The 16,190-nt window shown below is 71.9% G+C and carries 13 protein-coding genes; 7 read left to right on the forward strand and 6 right to left on the reverse strand.

Translation table 11 applies throughout. From position 1 onward, the window contains the following. The first annotated feature begins 74 nt into the window (after positions 1-74). From C7M71_RS30795 to C7M71_RS23470, 6 genes are all read left to right on the forward strand, one after another. Positions 75-1,460, forward strand: a complete 1,386-nt coding sequence (locus tag C7M71_RS30795) for a hypothetical protein (protein WP_162824338.1) — start codon at positions 75-77, stop codon at positions 1,458-1,460. 231 nt (positions 1,461-1,691) lie between these two features. Next, positions 1,692-2,696, forward strand: coding sequence for a type I glyceraldehyde-3-phosphate dehydrogenase (gene gap, locus C7M71_RS23450; protein WP_111490280.1), 1,005 nt, complete (start codon positions 1,692-1,694; stop codon positions 2,694-2,696). 178 nt (positions 2,697-2,874) lie between these two features. After that, the gene (locus C7M71_RS23455) at positions 2,875-4,080 is read left to right on the forward strand and encodes a phosphoglycerate kinase (RefSeq protein WP_111490281.1); all 1,206 of its coding nucleotides are present in this window, start codon (positions 2,875-2,877) and stop codon (positions 4,078-4,080) included. Positions 4,081-4,086: 6 nt separating this feature from the next. Next, positions 4,087-4,878 carry a triose-phosphate isomerase gene (gene tpiA / locus C7M71_RS23460; RefSeq protein ID WP_111490282.1) on the forward strand — a complete coding sequence of 264 codons (792 nt, stop codon included), beginning with the start codon at positions 4,087-4,089 and terminating at the stop codon, positions 4,876-4,878. A 99-nt stretch (positions 4,879-4,977) separates the two neighbouring features. After that, positions 4,978-5,211, forward strand: a complete 234-nt coding sequence (gene secG, locus C7M71_RS23465) for a preprotein translocase subunit SecG (RefSeq protein WP_111490283.1) — start codon at positions 4,978-4,980, stop codon at positions 5,209-5,211. Positions 5,212-5,496: 285 nt separating this feature from the next. Continuing rightward, positions 5,497-5,784, forward strand: coding sequence for an RNA polymerase-binding protein RbpA (locus C7M71_RS23470; protein ID WP_229759216.1), 288 nt, complete (start codon positions 5,497-5,499; stop codon positions 5,782-5,784). Positions 5,785-5,906: 122 nt separating this feature from the next. Here C7M71_RS23470 and C7M71_RS23475 read toward each other — a convergent pair whose 3' ends face one another. Beyond that, entirely contained in the window at positions 5,907-7,202 is a 1,296-nt protein-coding gene (locus C7M71_RS23475) for a pyridoxal phosphate-dependent aminotransferase (protein WP_111490284.1), read from the reverse strand. 337 nt (positions 7,203-7,539) lie between these two features. Here C7M71_RS23475 and pgi point away from each other — a divergent pair, with 337 nt between their 5' ends. Beyond that, positions 7,540-9,198: a glucose-6-phosphate isomerase gene (gene pgi / locus C7M71_RS23480; protein WP_111490285.1), complete on the forward strand. Its 1,659-nt coding sequence runs from the start codon at positions 7,540-7,542 to the stop codon at positions 9,196-9,198. A gap of 78 nt (positions 9,199-9,276) precedes the next feature. On the opposite strand, the gene pgl is transcribed toward pgi, so the two are convergent. The 5 genes from pgl to tkt all read right to left on the reverse strand — a co-directional run bounded on the left by pgl (position 9,277) and on the right by tkt (position 16,167). Further along, on the reverse strand, positions 9,277-10,062 hold the full coding sequence (gene pgl / locus C7M71_RS23485) for a 6-phosphogluconolactonase (RefSeq protein WP_111490286.1): 786 nt from the start codon (positions 10,060-10,062) through the stop codon (positions 9,277-9,279). Beyond that, on the reverse strand, positions 10,059-11,183 hold the full coding sequence (opcA, locus tag C7M71_RS23490) for a glucose-6-phosphate dehydrogenase assembly protein OpcA (RefSeq protein WP_111490287.1): 1,125 nt from the start codon (positions 11,181-11,183) through the stop codon (positions 10,059-10,061). The genes pgl and opcA overlap by 4 nt, the downstream gene beginning before the upstream one ends. Next, positions 11,180-12,727, reverse strand: coding sequence for a glucose-6-phosphate dehydrogenase (zwf, locus tag C7M71_RS23495; protein WP_111490288.1), 1,548 nt, complete (start codon positions 12,725-12,727; stop codon positions 11,180-11,182). The genes opcA and zwf overlap by 4 nt, the downstream gene beginning before the upstream one ends. Before the next feature lie 66 nt (positions 12,728-12,793). Continuing rightward, positions 12,794-13,939, reverse strand: a complete 1,146-nt coding sequence (gene tal / locus C7M71_RS23500) for a transaldolase (RefSeq protein ID WP_111490289.1) — start codon at positions 13,937-13,939, stop codon at positions 12,794-12,796. Between the two features lie 128 nt (positions 13,940-14,067). Next, on the reverse strand, positions 14,068-16,167 hold the full coding sequence (tkt, locus tag C7M71_RS23505) for a transketolase (protein ID WP_111490290.1): 2,100 nt from the start codon (positions 16,165-16,167) through the stop codon (positions 14,068-14,070). Between the last annotated feature and the right edge of the window lie 23 nt (positions 16,168-16,190).

The following is a 16,190-nucleotide window of genomic DNA, read 5'->3' on the forward strand; positions in this document are numbered from 1 at the left end:
GGATCGAGCGGTATGGGCTGTGACCGGCTCCGAGGCGGAGGACTCCACCGCCCCAGTCCGGGTAGCGGACCGCTATGAGGACAAACCGGCTGATTCTGCTCTGGGCCGTGCTCCTCGCGGCGCTGGCCGCCGTGCTCGGCCCGGTACCCGCGGCCCGGGCGGCCACCGGCATCGGGCAGGTGGCCGCCGCCCTGCGGCAGAACCCCGTCTATGTCGACCCGGCGGCGTCCGCCAAGCTCTCCCCGGCGGACGCCTCGGCGCTCGCCGGACGGATCAGGGCGAGCGGCGTCCCCGTCTATGTGGCGGTGCTGCCGGCCGACCCCGGCTACGGCGGCAATGCGGTCTTCGACCGGCTGCGGGCGGCGGTGGGACGCCCCGGCGTCTACGCGGTCGCCCTGGGTTCGCGGTTCGGCGCCGCCTCCGACTCCTCGGTACTGCCCGGCGCGACCGCGCGGCAGCTGGCCGACCGCAATGTGCGGGACCACCCCGGCGACCCCGCCGCGATCCTGGACGGCTTTGTCGCGGATGTCGCAGCGGCGACCTCGGGCGGCCGTACGACGGGCGGCAGCGGCAGTGGCGGCGGAGGCTCCGGGGGCGGCGTGCTGGTCGGCATGGTCGCCGTGCTGGCGGTGGTCGGCGGCGGGCTGCTGCTGGTGCGCCGCACCGCGCGGCGGCAGCAGCGGCGGCGGCAGCAGGCCGAGTTGGAGCAGGTGCGGTCCGCCGTGGACGAGGACATCACCGCCTATGGCGAGAGCCTCGACCGGCTGGACTTCACCCCCACCGGCCCCGACGCCACCCCCGAGGCGCTGGACGACTACCGCAGCGCGCTGGACGCCTATGAGCGCGCCAAGCAGGCCCAGGCGACGGCCGCCCGGCCGGAGGACATGCAGGCGGTGGCCGAGGCACTGGAGGAGGGCCGCTTCGCGCTGGCCCGGCTGGACGCCCGCCGGGCCGGCCGGGCGCTGCCCGAGCGCCGGCCGCCCTGCTTCTTCGACCCCCGGCACGGGCCCTCGGTGCGGGACGCCGAGTGGGCCCCGCCGGGCGGGGCGGTCCGCGCGGTCCCGGTCTGCGCGGCCGACGCCACCCGGCTCGCCGACGGCCTGGAGCCGGCGGTGCGCACCGTCCCCACGGCCGCCGGCCGGGTGCCGTACTGGGACGCGGGTCCGGCCTACGCCCCGTGGACGGTCGGCTACTTCGGCGGCTACGGGTCGATGCTGCTGCCCGGCCTGCTGGTGGGCACCATGCTCGGCAGCAGTCTGGGCCCCTGGGGCTACGGCGGCTGGTACGGGCCCGGCGGCTGGGGCGGCCCCGGCGGCGACGGCTTCTCGGGCGGCTTCGACGACGGCGGCTCGGGTGGCGGCTCGGGTGGCGGCATGGGCGACGGCATGGGTGGCGGTGGCGACTTCGGCGGCGGGTTCGGCGGCGGGTTCGGAGGCGGCGACGGCGGCGGCGGCTTCTGAGCCGCGCCACACCCGGCCGCATACGGTGCGTGCTCGAACGAGCAGCCGGGCAGGGCCCGTACGGCCCCCGGGGAGGCGGGCCCACGGTCCCCGAAGCACTGCCGTACGGGGCCGCCGCGCCGCCCGTGTGTGCTGCCGGACACCCGGGCGAGGTAGGGTCGTACTCGGTCGGGGACATCCCAATCCACCCCGTCGGCTTAGCGTCCGGCGTACCTCAGAGGAGATCGGTTCGTGACGATCCGGGTAGGCATCAACGGGTTCGGCCGCATCGGCCGCAACTTCTTCCGTGCGGCTCTGGCCCAGGGCGCGGACATCGAGATCGTCGGTGTCAACGACCTGACCGACAACGCGACCCTGGCGCACCTGCTCAAGTACGACACCATTCTGGGCCGCCTCAACGCCGAGGTCACCCACTCCGGCGACTCCATCACCGTCGGTGGCAAGACCTTCAAGGCCATCGCCGAGCGCGACCCGGCCGCCCTCCCGTGGGGCGAGCTCGGCGCGGACATCGTGATCGAGTCGACCGGTATCTTCACCAAGGCCGAGGCGGCGAAGAAGCACGTCGCGGCCGGTGCGAAGAAGGTCATCATCTCGGCGCCCGCCTCCGACGAGGACATCACCATCGTGATGGGCGTCAACGAGGACAAGTACGACGCCGCCAAGCACACCATCATCTCCAACGCCTCGTGCACCACCAACTGTGTGGCGCCGATGGCCAAGGTGCTGCTGGAGAACTTCGGCATCGTCAAGGGCCTGATGACCACGGTCCACGCGTACACCAACGACCAGGTCATCCTGGACTTCCCGCACAAGGACCTGCGCCGCGCCCGCGCCGCCGCGCAGAACATCATCCCGACCTCCACCGGTGCCGCCAAGGCGACCGCGCTGGTCATCCCCGAGCTCAAGGGCAAGCTGGACGGCATCGCCATGCGCGTCCCGGTCCCGACCGGCTCGGTCACCGACCTCGTGGTCACCCTGGAGCGCGACGTCACCAAGGACGAGGTCAACGCCGCCTTCCAGAAGGCCGCCGAGGGCCAGCTCAAGGGCATCCTGTCCTACAGCACCGACCCGATCGTCTCCTCGGACATCGTCAACTGGCCGGCGTCGTGCACCTTCGACTCGCCGCTGACGATGGCCCAGGGCAACCAGGTCAAGGTCGTCGGCTGGTACGACAACGAGTGGGGCTACTCCAACCGCCTCGTCGACCTGACCACCTTCATCGGTGGCCGGCTCTGACGCTCGCGGGCTGACGTGATGTGAGGGACAGGGTCCGGACGGGTGCGCTGATGCGCCGGTCCGGACCCTGTCCCCTGTCCCGCCCGTGCCGCGCGCGGGCGCACCCTCAGCGCGTTGCCCACCCGGCGGCCCGCCGCAGCGCCGCCGACCCGCTCCACCGTCATCAGGAGACCCCACCGTGAAGACCATCGACGACCTGGACGTCGCCGGCCAGCGGGTGTTCGTCCGCGCCGACCTCAACGTCCCGCTCTCCGGTGCGACCATCACCGACGACGGCCGCATCCGCGCGGTCGCCCCGACCATCGCCAAGCTGGCGCAGTCCGGCGCCAAGGTGATCGTCGCCTCCCACCTGGGCCGCCCCAAGGGCGCCCCGGACCCGCAGTTCTCGCTCGCCCCCGTCGCCCGCCGGCTCGCCGAGATCCTCGGCCGCGATGTCGCCTTCGCCGCGGACACCGTGGGCGAGGACGCGCAGGCCACCGTCGCCGCACTGGGCGACGGCCAGGTCGCGCTGCTGGAGAACCTGCGCTTCAACCCGGGCGAGACCAGCAAGGACGACGCCGAGCGCGGCGCCTTCGCCGACGCCCTGGCCGCGCTGGCCGACCTGTACGTCGGCGACGGCTTCGGCGCGGTGCACCGCAAGCACGCCTCGGTCTACGACCTCCCGGCCCGGCTGCCGCACGCGGCCGGCCAGCTGATCGCCACCGAGGTCGGTGTGCTCAAGCGGCTCACCGAGGACGTCGCCCGCCCGTACGCGGTGGTCCTCGGCGGCTCCAAGGTCTCCGACAAGCTCGGCGTGATCGAGAACCTGCTGGGCAAGGCCGACCGCATCCTGATCGGCGGCGGCATGGTCTTCACCTTCCTCAAGGCCAAGGGCTACGAGGTGGGCTCCAGCCTGCTCCAGGAGGACCAGATCCCGGTCGTCCAGGACTACCTGGAGCGGGCCGAGAAGGCCGGTGTGGAGTTTGTGCTCCCGGTGGACGTCGCCGTCTCCGGGTCCTTCCCGGACGTCAAGACCGGCGCCCCGGTCGAGGACTTCGAGGTCGTCGCCGCCGACGCCATGCCGGACGGCAAGCTGGGCCTGGACATCGGCCCGGAGAGCGGCCGGCTCTTCGCCGCCAAGCTCGCCGACGCCGCCACCGTCTTCTGGAACGGGCCGATGGGCGTCTTCGAGCACCCGGCCTTCGCCGAGGGCACCAAGGCGGTGGCGCAGGGCCTGCTGGACAGCTCCGCCTTCACCGTGGTCGGCGGCGGCGACTCCGCAGCTGCCGTCCGCACCCTGGGCTTCGACGAGGCGAAGTTCGGACACATTTCGACGGGTGGCGGCGCCTCCCTCGAATACCTTGAGGGCAAGACGCTCCCCGGCCTCGCCGCACTGGAGGACTGAACCGATATGAGCGAGACGACTCGCACCCCGCTGATGGCGGGCAACTGGAAGATGAACCTCAACCACCTTGAGGCCATCGCCCACGTCCAGAAGCTCGCCTTCGCACTCACCGACAAGGACTACGACGCGGTCGAGGTCGCGGTGCTGCCGCCCTTCACCGACCTGCGCTCGGTGCAGACGCTGGTCGACGGCGACAAGCTGCGGATCCGGTACGGCGCGCAGGACATCTCCGCGCATGACTCCGGCGCCTACACCGGCGAGGTCTCCGGACCGATGCTGTCCAAGCTGAAGTGCACCTACACCGCGATCGGCCACTCCGAGCGCCGCCAGTACCACGGCGAGACCGAGGAGATCGTCAACGCCAAGGTCAAGGCCGCCTTCCGCAACGGCATCGTGCCGATCCTCTGCGTCGGCGAGGGCCTGGACGTCCGCAAGGCCGGCAACCAGGTCTCCCACACCCTGGCCCAGGTCGACGGCGCGCTGGCCGAGGTGCCGGCCGCCGACGCCGAGCGCATCGTGATCGCGTACGAGCCGGTGTGGGCCATCGGCACCGGCGAGGTCGCCACCCCGGAGGACGCCCAGGAGGTGTGCGGTGCGATCCGCGCCCGGCTGGCCGAGCTCTACGACGCCGATCTGGCGAGCCGGGTCCGCATCCTCTACGGCGGCTCGGTGAAGTCCTCCAACGCGGCGGGCATCATGGCCAAGCCCGATGTGGACGGTGCGCTGATCGGCGGGGCCGCGCTGGACCCCGAGGAGTTCGTCAAGATCGTGCGCTATCGCGAGCAGGCGGTAGGCTGACGGCCCTCCGCTGTCATACCCTGGCCATGACACTGTGATGGGGCCGGACCGCAGAGGCGGTCCGGCCCCGTCCACCGGAACGAGAGAGTTGGTCCCGCCGTGATCCTCGGGTTCTCGATCGCGCTGATCGTTTTCAGCCTGCTGATGATCCTGCTTGTGCTGCTGCACAAGGGGAAGGGCGGCGGTCTGTCCGACATGTTCGGCGGCGGCATGTCCTCCGCCATCGGCGGCTCCTCGGTCGCCGAACGCAACCTGGACCGCATCACCATCGTGCTGGGCCTCTGCTGGTTCGCCTGCATCGTGGTGCTGTCGCTGCTGCTGAAGTTCAAGTAGCACCCGCGCCGACTCCGGCTGAAAACTGACGGTCCCTCGTCCGGCCGCCTATCCTGGTGGGACGCCTGCTCCCGCCCGGAGGCCCCGAAATCCCCGGAGGCGGTGCGGACGTCCCGCCCGCATCTCCGTACACTGGGACGACTTCACCGCCGTCCGGTGACCGCCCGCTTCGTGTACGGGCCTGTGGTGCGGGGGACGGCCGAGAACGCATCGCACCATCACGCAGGGAGTCAGACCGTGGCAAGTGGCAACGCCATCCGTGGCAGCAGGGTCGGGGCCGGGCCGATGGGTGAGGCGGAGCGCGGCGAGTCCGCCCCGCGCATCCGCATCTCCTTCTGGTGCGCCAACCAGCACGAGACGCGACCCAGCTTCGCCTCCGACGCGGCGGTCCCGGAGACCTGGGACTGCCCCCGCTGCGGCTTCCCCGCCGGCCAGGACCAGGACAACCCCCCGGCTCCGCCGCGCACCGAGCCGTACAAGACCCACCTCGCCTATGTCCGGGAGCGGCGCAGCGACGCCGACGGCGAGGCGATCCTCGCCGAGGCGCTCGCCAAGCTGCGCGGCGAGATCTGAGCAGCAGACCCGCAGCACAGCACAACCCGCAGCACCACAGGCGCCACGGGGGAGCACCGGCCGCATTCCCTCACCATGTGCCCGGTACCTCCCCGTGGCGCCCTGCTCTGTTCCCGGCCCGCTCAGCCGTAGCGGTAGCCGGGCGGCGGCGGCACCGCCCCCATCGGCAGCGGCGGAAGGGCGATCTGCTGCACCGCGATCTGGGGCACCGCGACCTGCGGCACCGCCCCGGGCGGCAGCGCGGGCAGCCCCTGCGGCACCGGCGGCGGCAGCGGCGAGGTCGGCCAGCCCGGGGTCGCGCCCGCGCCGTACAGCACCGCCAGCAGGCCCGACACCAGCCGCTGCTGGTCGTGCACCGGGCGCACCACCAGCCGCAGGAACCGGCTGCTCATCCCCAGCTTGTTGCCGCACTCGCGGATGAAGACGCCGTGGTCGGCGAAGAGCGCATCGCGCAGCAGCGCGCCGTCCACCCCCTCCGGCAGCCTGGTCAGCAGGAAGTTGGCCTGTGACGGCAGTACCCCGAGGCCCGGTACCGCCTGGAGGTTGCGGAACATCTCCTGCCGGTCGCGGGCGACGATCCGCAGGCTCTCGCGGTACTCCGCCAGATGGTCGCGGAGCAGGAAGACCATCGCCTCCGCGAAGGAGTTGAGGTTCCATCGGGGCAGCGCGCCCCGGATCCGCCCGGCCAGCGCGGGGTTGGCCACCAGGTAGCCGAAGCGGACCCCGTGCAGGCCGAAGTTCTTGCCGAGGCTCTTCAGCACCACCACATTGGGCCGCAGCACGGCCTGGTCGGCGACCGAGGGGTCCGGCTCGGCGTCGGTGAAGTCGATGAACGACTCGTCCACCACCACCAGGTCCAGATCGGCCAGGCTGTCCAGCAGCCGCAGCACCTCGCTCTTGGCGAGGTAGTTGCCGTCCGGGTTGTTGGGGTTGCAGAGCACGGCGGCGCGGGAGCCGCGCTGCCGGATGAAGGCGGCATAGGCGTCGACGTCCAGCTTGAAGCCGTCCTCCTCGCGCAGCGGGAACATGTCGACCCGCTTGCCGGTCTCCATCGGCTGGTCGGTCCAGCGGCCGAAGGTGGGGACCGGCACGGCCACGCTCTCCCGCAGCAGCAGATGGTCGATCCAGGTGATCAGCTCGGTGGAGCCGTTGCCCATCGCGACGGTCTGCGGGTTGAGGCCGAGCGCCCCGCATGCCTCGGCGGTGATGGTGGCGCTGTCGCTCGGGTAGTAGGTGAGGATGTCGACCATGCCCTGGCGCAGCTGCTCCAGCATCTCCGGGCTGGGGAAGTAGGGGTTGCACGGGATGCAGAAGTCGACCAGGTCGGCACGCCTGCCGCGCAGCGCGCGTTGCAGCGAGAACCAGGACGGGCTGTGCGCCGGCTGGTGCAGCAGCGAGGTGTCGAGAGCCTGGGCCATGTCCGGGGTTCTCCTCCCGGGTGGGGGCTTCCCGCACCCGTCGGCGGCAACGGCGGGTCCCCGGGACGGGAGCGTGCCCGGAGCCCCGTGGTCTCTACGCGGTGGCCCCGGCGCCGGTTCAGCGGCCTCCGGAGGCGGGCACGGCAGGGCCCGGTTGGGCCACGCCCGGCCGGGCAGGCGGCTCCTGACGGAGCGGGATCGATTACTTTGTTCCTGTAGTCAGCAGGCCCACCGGGCTGACCAGCGACGACGGTGTCGCTGGCCGAGCAGCCCCGGCCCGCGCCCCGCTCCGGCCCGCCCCTGCGCGGTGGAGTCGATGACGAGGAGAAGTGGACGGATGTCCGACAAGCACACGCACGGCGGTACCCGGCTGGACCAGACACCCGAGTGGGCGGCGCTGGCCAAGCACCGCGAGGAGCTGGGGGACGCGCAGCTGCGCGGGCTCTTCGCGGACGACCCCGGGCGAGCCGAGCGGTACACGGTCCAGGTCGGCGACCTGTACCTGGACTACGCCAAGCACCTGGTGACCGACGAGACGCTGCAACTGCTGCGCGAACTCGCCCGGGCGCGCGGGGTGGCCGAGCTGCGGGACGCCATGTTCCGCGGCGAGAAGATCAACAACACCGAGGACCGCGCGGTGCTGCACACCGCGCTGCGCGCCCCCCGCGATGCCGTGATCGAGGTGGACGGCGCGAATGTCGTCCCCGCCGTGCACGCCGTGCTGGACCGGATGGCCGCCTTCGCCGACAGCGTCCGCTCCGGTCTCTGGGCCGGTCAGACCGGACGGCGGATCAGGAACATCGTCAATATCGGCATCGGCGGCTCCGACCTCGGCCCGGCCATGGCCTATGAGGTGCTGCGGCCCTGGACCGACCGCTCCCTGACGTTCCGTTTCGTCTCCAATGTGGACGGCGCCGACCTGCATGAGGCGGTCCGCGACCTGGACCCGGCGGAGACCCTCTTCATCGTCTCCTCCAAGACCTTCACCACCATCGAGACCATCACCAACGCCACCGCCGCCCGCCAGTGGCTGCTGGACGGCCTGGGCGGCGCCGAGTCGGCGGTGGCCAAGCACTTCGTGGCGGTCTCCACCAATGCCGCCGAGGTGGCGAAGTTCGGCATCGACACCACCAATATGTTCGAGTTCTGGGACTGGGTGGGCGGTCGCTACTCCTATGACTCCGCGATCGGCCTCTCCCTGATGATCGCCATCGGCCCGGAGCGGTTCCGCGAGATGCTGGCCGGCTTCCATCTGGTCGACGAGCACTTCCGCACCGCCCCGCCGGAGGCCAACGCGCCGCTGCTGCTGGGCCTGCTGGGCGTCTGGTACGGGCAGTTCTTCGACGCCCAGTCGCACGCCGTGCTGCCGTACAGCCACTATCTCTCCCGCTTCACCGCCTACCTCCAGCAGCTGGACATGGAGTCCAACGGCAAGTCGGTGGACCGCGCGGGCCGCCCGGTGGACTGGCAGACCGGCCCGGTGGTCTGGGGCACCCCCGGCACCAACGGCCAGCACGCCTACTACCAGCTGCTGCACCAGGGCACCAAGACCATCCCGGTGGACTTCATCGGCTTCGCCCGCCCGGTCGCCGAGCTGGGCGACCTGGCCGGGCAGCACGACCTGCTGATGGCCAACCTCTTCGCCCAGGGCCAGGCCCTCGCCTTCGGCAAGACCGCCGAGGAGGTCGCCGCCGAGGGCGTCCCCGCCGAGCAGGTGCCGCACCGCACCTTCCGGGGCAACCACCCCTCCACCACCATCCTGGCCGCCGAGCTGAGCCCGTCCGTCCTGGGCCAGCTGATCGCCCTCTATGAGCACAAGGTGTTCGTCCAGGGCGCGATCTGGGGCATCGACTCCTTCGACCAGTGGGGCGTGGAGCTGGGCAAGGTGCTCGCCCGGCGCATCGAGCCCGCCCTCACCGAGGGCGCCGACGTCCCCGGTCTGGACGCCTCCACCGCCGCCCTGGTGGGCCGCTACCGCACCCTCCGGGGCCGCTGACCCGGCCAGGACACGCCGACGGCCCCGCACCCCCACGCTCGGGGGTGCGGAGCCGTCGGCGCTGTCGCGGTGCCGGGCCTAGGCGGACGCCGGCGGGTACAGCTCCGGCGGGATGTCGGCCGCCGCCGCACGGTCCAGCAGCCACAGGGTGCGGGCCCGCCCGTACGCGCCGGAGGCGGGCGCCTGGAGCTCACCCGGACCGGACAGCGCCAGGGCCACCGCCTCGGCCTTGTCCTCGCCCGCCGCCAGCAGCCAGACCTCGCGCGCCGCCCTGATCGCCGGGAGGGTGAGCGAGATCCGGGTGGGCGGCGGCTTGGGCGAGCCATGCACCCCCACCACGGTCCGCTCGGTCTCCCGCACCGCCGGGTGCTCCGGGAAGAGCGACGCGACGTGGGTGTCCGGGCCGAGGCCCAGCAGCAGCACATCGAACGAGGGGACCTCGGCGTGGTCCTCCGGCCCGGCGGCCTTGGCCAGCTCCACCGCGTACTGCTCCGCCGCAGCCTCGGCATCGGCCCCGGCGGGCCCGTCCGAGGCCGGCATGGCATGCACCCGGGACGGGTCCACCGGCACCCGGTCCAGCAGCGCCTCCCGAGCCTGGACGACATTGCGCTCGGGGTCGCCCTCCGGCAGGAACCGCTCGTCGCCCCACCACAGGTCCAGCCGCGCCCAGTCCACCGCGTCCCGCGCCGGGGAGGCGGCGATGGCGGCGAGCAGCGCATTGCCGTTGCGACCGCCGGTCAGCACCACCGAGGCGGTGGACCGGGCGGACTGCACATCCACGATCCGGGTGATCAGCCGGGCCGCCGCGGCCTCGGCCATCAGCTCCTTGTCCCGGTGCACCACGATCTGCGGCGGCAGGGTCATGACCCGCTCCGCTTCTCCGGACGGGTGGTGCGCTTGGCGGAGGCCGTCTTCCCGGCCGTGCCGGGCACCTTGGCGGTCACCCGGCGGCGGGAGGCGGTCTCGGCGGCGCTGGTGCCCGCCTTGGACTCCTTGGCCGTCTTGGCCGCCTTGGCCGGAGCGCCTGCGTCCTCCGCCTCCGCCGCCGCCGAAGTCCCGGGCACCACCAGCTTGTCCACGCCGGTGCGCACCGCGGAGGCGTAGATGTCGTCCGGGTCCAGCCGGCGCAGCTCCTCCGCGATCAGGTCGGCGGTCTCCCGCCGCTTGAGCGCGACCTGCCGGTCCGGCTGGTTCGGCATCGACAGGGTGGCCATCAGCCCGTCGGCGCGGTCCAGCACCACATCGCCACCGTCGGTGCGCAGCCGAACGGCGGTGAGGCCGGGGCCGTTGCTGACCACCCGCTCCACCGGGATCTTCAGCCGGTTGGCGAGCCACATCCCCAGCAGCTCCACGCTGGGGTTGTAGGACTCGCCCTCCACCACCGCGAAGGTGATCCACGCCCGGCGCTGGTCCAGCGCGGCGGCCAGCATGCTGCGCCAGGGGGTGATCCGGGTCCAGGCCAGGTCGGTGTCGCCGGGGGTGTACGAGGAGGCGCGCACGCCGAGCGCCTCCACCGGGGACTCGGCGGTGAGGGCGTCGGTGATCCGGCGCTGCGCCAGGGCGCCCAGCGGGTCCTCCGCCGGGCTCTCCGGTGCGTTCTCCGGCCACCAGACCACCACCGGGGCGTCCGGCAGCAGCAGCGGCAGCACCACGGACTGGGGCTGGTTGGCCAGCTCGCCGTGCAGCCGCAGCACCACGATCTCCCCGGTGCCGGCCTCGGAGCCGACCCGGATCTCGGCGTCCAGCCGCGCCTCGGCGCGGGCCCGGGGCGAGCGGCCGGGCCGCTTGATGACGGCCAGGATCCGGGAGGGGTGCTCCCGGCTGGCCTCACTGGCGGCCTTGAGCGCGTCGTAGGCGCTGCCCTCGTCGGTCACGATCACCAGCGTGAGGACCATGCCGATGGCGGCTGCCCCGATGGAGTGGCGGGCGTCCGTCAGGGCCGTGATGATCTTGCTTGAGGTGGTGTCCGTCAGGTCGGTGTTCATGGCCGCCGCCAGCTCCGTCCGTCTCGTGCGAGCATCTCGTCCGCCTCGGCCGGGCCCCAGGTACCCGACTGGTAGCGGGCCGGCTTGCCGTGCTTCTCCCAGTAGTCCTCGATCGGGTCGAGGATCTTCCAGGAGAGCTCGACCTCCTGGGTACGGGGGAAGAGGTTGGCGTCGCCGAGCAGCACATCCAGGATCAGCCGCTCGTACGCCTCGGGGCTGGACTCGGTGAAGGACTCGCCGTAGGCGAAGTCCATGGTGACGTCCCGGACCTCCATCGCGGTGCCGGGCACCTTGGAGCCGAACCGCACCGTGACGCCCTCGTCCGGCTGCACCCGGATGACCAGGGCGTTCTCGCCCAGTTCCTCGGTGGCATAGGAGTCGAACGGCAGATAGGGGGCGCGCTGGAAGACCACCGCGATCTCGGTGACCCGGCGGCCCAGCCGCTTGCCGGTGCGCAGATAGAACGGCACCCCGGCCCAGCGGCGGGTGGTGACCTCCAGCTTGACCGCGGCGTAGGTGTCGGTGGTGGACGCGGGGTCGATGCCCTCCTCCTCCAGGTAGCCGATCACCTCCTCGCCGCCCTGCCAGCCGTGCGTGTACTGCCCGCGCACGGTGTGCCTGCCCAGGTCGTCGGGGATCTTGACCGCGCCCAGGACCTTGATCTTCTCCGCCACCAGGGCGTCCGCGTCGAAGGAGCCGGGCTCCTCCATGGCGGTCAGCGCCAGCAGTTGGAGCAGGTGGTTCTGGATGACGTCGCGGGCGGAGCCGATGCCGTCGTAGTACCCGGCCCGGCCGCCGATACCGATGTCCTCGGCCATGGTGATCTGCACATGGTCGACATACGACCGGTTCCAGATCGGCTCGAACATGGTGTTGGCGAACCGCAGCGCCAGGATGTTCTGGACCGTCTCCTTGCCCAGGTAGTGGTCGATCCGGAAGACCTCGTTGGGCTGGAAGACCCCGTGCACGATCCGGTTGAGCTCCTGGGCGCTGGCCAGGTCGTGGCCGAAGGGCTTCTCGATCACCGCCCGGCGCCAGGCGCCCTCCGGCGGGTCGGCCAGCCCGTGCTTCTTCAGCTGCTCCACCACATTGGGGAAGAACTTCGGCGGCACCGAGAGGTAGAAGGCGAAGTTGCCCCCGGTGCCCTGCACCTTGTCGAGGTCTTCGATGGTCTTGCGCAGCGTGTCGAACGCCTGGTCGTCATGGAACTCGCCGGGGACGAACCGCATCCCCTTGGCGAGCTGCTGCCAGACCTCCTCCCGGAACGGCGTCCGGGCGTGCTGCTTGACGGCGTCATGGACGACGGCGGCGAAGTCCTCGTCCGCCCAGTCGCGGCGGGCGAAGCCCACCAGCGAGAAGCCCGGCGGCAGCAGACCCCGGTTTGCGAGGTCGTACACGGCCGGCATCAGCTTCTTGCGCGACAGGTCGCCCGTGACGCCGAAGATCACCAGACCGGACGGCCCCGCGATGCGGGGCAGCCGCCGGTCTGCGGGATCCCGCAGCGGGTTGTGCTGCGGGGGCGAAGCTTTCTCTGACTTGCTCACTGGTGGCCCCGATTCGTCAGACGGCAGTGGTCGATCAGACGGCAGTGCTCGACTGGCCGCGACCGGTCACTTGCCCGTCTTCTGCGCGAAGTCCTGGAGGGAAGCGGTGACGGTGTCGAGCAGCTCGATCCAGGACGCCTCGAACTTCTCCACGCCCTCGTCCTCCAGCACCTGGACGACGTCGTCGTAGTCGACCCCGGCCGCGGCGATGGCATCCATGTCGGCCTGGGCCTGGGCGTAGCCGCCGGTGATGGTGTCACCGGTGATCTCGCCGTGGTCGCCGACCGCGTCCAGGGTGGCCTCGGGCATGGTGTTCACGGTGCCGGGGGCGACCAGCTCGGTGACGTACAGGGTGTCCGGCAGGGCCGGGTCCTTGACGCCGGTGGAGGCCCACAGCGGGCGCTGCGGCTTGGCGCCGGCGGCCTCCAGGGCCTTCCAGCGGTCCGACGGCTCGCGTCGGCCGTCGGCGGAGCCGAAGACCTCCTCGTACGCCTGGTAGGCGAGGCGGGCGTTGGCCAGGGCGGCCTTGCTGCGCAGCGCCTTGGCGTCGCCGCCGATCTTGTCCAGCCGCTTGTCGATCTCGGTGTCGACCCGGGAGACGAAGAAGGAGGCCACCGACTCGATGGTGGAGAGGTCGCGGCCGGCCGCCTTGGCCTTCTCCAGACCGGTGAGGAAGGCGTCCATGACGGCCCGGTAGCGCTCCAGCGAGAAGATCAGCGTGACATTGACGCTGACGCCCTCGCCCAGGGTGGCGGCGATGGCGGGCAGCCCGGCCTTGGTGGCCGGGATCTTGATGAAGACGTTGGGGCGGTCCACCAGCCACCACAGCTGGCGGGCCTCGGCGAAGGTGGCCTCGGTCTGGTGGGCCAGCCGGGGGTCGACCTCGATGGAGACCCGGCCGTCGCGGCCGTTGCTGGCGTCGTAGACCGGGCGCAGCACATCGGCGGCCTCGCGGACATCCGCGGTGGTGATCATGCGGATGGCCTCCTCCGTGGTGACGCCGCGCACCGCGAGGTCGCGGAGCTGCTCGTCGTAGGAGTCGTCCTTGCCGCCGATGGCCTTCTGGAAGATGGTCGGGTTGGTGGTGACGCCCACCACGTGCTTGTCGCGCACCAGCTCGGCCAGGTTGCCGGTCTTCAGCCGCTTGCGGCTGAGGTCGTCCAGCCAGATGGCCACGCCTTCGTCGCTGAGGCGCTTGAGTGCGTCGGTCATGATCCTCGTCTTCTTCCTTCGTCGTCTCGCGAGGGGGGTCGCCTCGCGGGATGGGTCGTCTCGGTGGGGCCGGGGCCCGGGCCGCGTACCGGAGATGCGGGCGGGTACGCGGCCCGGGACCCTGCGGTTCAGCGGGTCGCTGCGGTGATCGAGTCGTGGGCGGCGGCGATCACGGCCTCCGCCGTGATGCCGAACTGCTCGAACAGGATCTGGTAGTCGGCAGAGGCGCCGAAGTGCTCCAGCGACACCGTGCGGCCGCTGTCGCCGACGATCTCCCGCCAGCCCAGGGCGATCCCGGCCTCCACCGAGACCCGGGCCTTGATGTCCGGCGGGAGCACCGAGTCGCGGTAGGACTCGTCCTGCTCGTGGAACCACTCGATCGACGGCAGCGAGACCACCCGGGTCGGGATGCCGTCGGCCTCCAGCGCGGCGCGGGCCTTGACGGCCAGCTGGAGCTCGGAGCCGGTGCCGATCAGGATCACCTGGGGTCGGCCGGAGGAGGCGTCCTGGAGGACGTACCCGCCCTTGGCCGCGCCCTCGGCGGAGGCGAACTCGCCGCCCTCCCGGTCGAAGGTCGGCACATTCTGCCGGGTCAGCGCCAGTCCGGTCGGGCCGGGCTTGGAGGCATGGCGCTCCAGCACGGTCCGCCACACCACGGCGGTCTCATTGGCGTCGCCCGGCCGGACCACCGAGAGGCCCGGGATGGCCCGCAGCGCGGCCAGGTGCTCGACCGGCTGGTGGGTGGGGCCGTCCTCGCCCAGGCCGATGGAGTCATGCGTCCACACATAGGTGACCGGCAGCTTCATCAGCGCGGCCAGCCGCACGGCGGGGCGCATGTAGTCGGAGAAGACCAGGAAGGTGCCGCCGAAGATCCGGGTGTTGCCGTGCAGCGCGATGCCGTTCATGGTCGATCCCATGGCGTGCTCGCGGATGCCCCAGTGGATGGTGCGGCCGTACGGGGAGGCGCCGGGCAGCGGGTTGCCCTCGGGGAGGAAGGAGGAGCCCTCCTCGATGGTGGTGAGGTTGGACTCCGCCAGGTCGGCCGAGCCGCCCCACAGCTCCGGCACCACCGGGCCGAGCGCCTTGAGGACGTCGCCGGACGCCTTGCGGGTGGCGACGCCCTTCTCGCTCGCCGGGAAGGACGGGATCGCCTTGTCCCAGCCCTCGGGGAGCCGGCCGGCCTCGATCCGGTCGAACTCGGCGGCGCGCACCGGGTCGCCCTCGCGCCAGGCGGAGAACTGCGCCTCCCACTCGGCGCGCAGCTTGCGGCCCCGGTCCACCACCTCGCGGGAGTGGGCCAGTACGTCGTCGGCGACCTCGAAGTCCTTGGACGGGTCGAAGCCCAGCACCCTCTTGGTGGCGGCGACCTCCTCGGCGCCCAGCGCCGAGCCGTGCGCCTTGCCGGTGTTCTGCGCGTGCGGGGCGGGCCAGGCGATGATGGTCCGCATCGCGATCATCGACGGGCGGCCGGTCTCCTCCTTGGCCGCCTTGAGCGCGTCATGCAGCGCCTGGACGTCGATGTCGCCGTCCTCCTTGGGCTGCACGCGCTGGACGTGCCACCCGTACGCCTCGTAGCGGCGCAGCACATCCTCGGAGAAGGCGGTCTCGGTGTCGCCCTCGATGGAGATGTGGTTGTCGTCGTAGAGCGCCACCAGGTTGCCCAGCTTCTGGTGGCCCGCCAGCGAGGAGACCTCGGCGGAGATGCCCTCCTCCAGGTCGCCGTCGGAGACGATCGCCCAGATGGTGTGGTCGAACGGCGAGGCGCCGGCCGGGGCCTCCGGGTCGAAGAGGCCGCGCTCGTAGCGGGCGGCCATCGCCATGCCCACTGCGTTGCCGATGCCCTGGCCCAGCGGGCCGGTGGTGGTCTCCACCCCGGCGGTGTGGCCGTGCTCGGGGTGCCCGGGGGTCTTGCTGCCCCACTTGCGGAACGACTTCAGGTCCTCCAGGGTCAGGCCGTAGCCGGACAGGAAGAGCTGCGCGTAGAGCGTCAGGCTGGTGTGCCCGGGGGAGAGGACGAAGCGGTCGCGGCCGGTCCACGCCGGGTCGGACGGGTCATGGCGCAGGAAGCGCTGGAAGATCAGGTACGCGGCGGGGGCCAGGCTCATCGCCGTGCCCGGGTGCCCGTTGCCGACCTTCTGCACCGCGTCCATGGCGAGGACCCGTACTGTGTCCACCGCCCGCCTGTCCAGATCGGTCCACTCGAATGCGCTAGTCGGCTTGGTGCTCACCCTGGTTCAGGGCTCCTTCCGTA

The sequence above is a fragment of the Peterkaempfera bronchialis genome (assembly GCF_003258605.2).
Classification (GTDB): domain Bacteria; phylum Actinomycetota; class Actinomycetes; order Streptomycetales; family Streptomycetaceae; genus Peterkaempfera; species Peterkaempfera bronchialis.

Coding starts and splice junctions, on each gene's coding strand:
- tal (WP_111490289.1), bottom strand. CDS start 13,939: ATGACCGACGCACTCAAGCGCCTCAGCGACGAAGGCGTGGCCATCTGG.
- C7M71_RS23470 (WP_229759216.1), top strand. CDS start 5,497: ATGGGTGAGGCGGAGCGCGGCGAGTCCGCCCCGCGCATCCGCATCTCC.
- tpiA (WP_111490282.1), top strand. CDS start 4,087: ATGAGCGAGACGACTCGCACCCCGCTGATGGCGGGCAACTGGAAGATG.
- C7M71_RS23475 (WP_111490284.1), bottom strand. CDS start 7,202: ATGGCCCAGGCTCTCGACACCTCGCTGCTGCACCAGCCGGCGCACAGC.
- pgl (WP_111490286.1), bottom strand. CDS start 10,062: ATGACCCTGCCGCCGCAGATCGTGGTGCACCGGGACAAGGAGCTGATG.
- C7M71_RS30795 (WP_162824338.1), top strand. CDS start 75: ATGAGGACAAACCGGCTGATTCTGCTCTGGGCCGTGCTCCTCGCGGCG.
- pgi (WP_111490285.1), top strand. CDS start 7,540: ATGTCCGACAAGCACACGCACGGCGGTACCCGGCTGGACCAGACACCC.
- opcA (WP_111490287.1), bottom strand. CDS start 11,183: ATGAACACCGACCTGACGGACACCACCTCAAGCAAGATCATCACGGCC.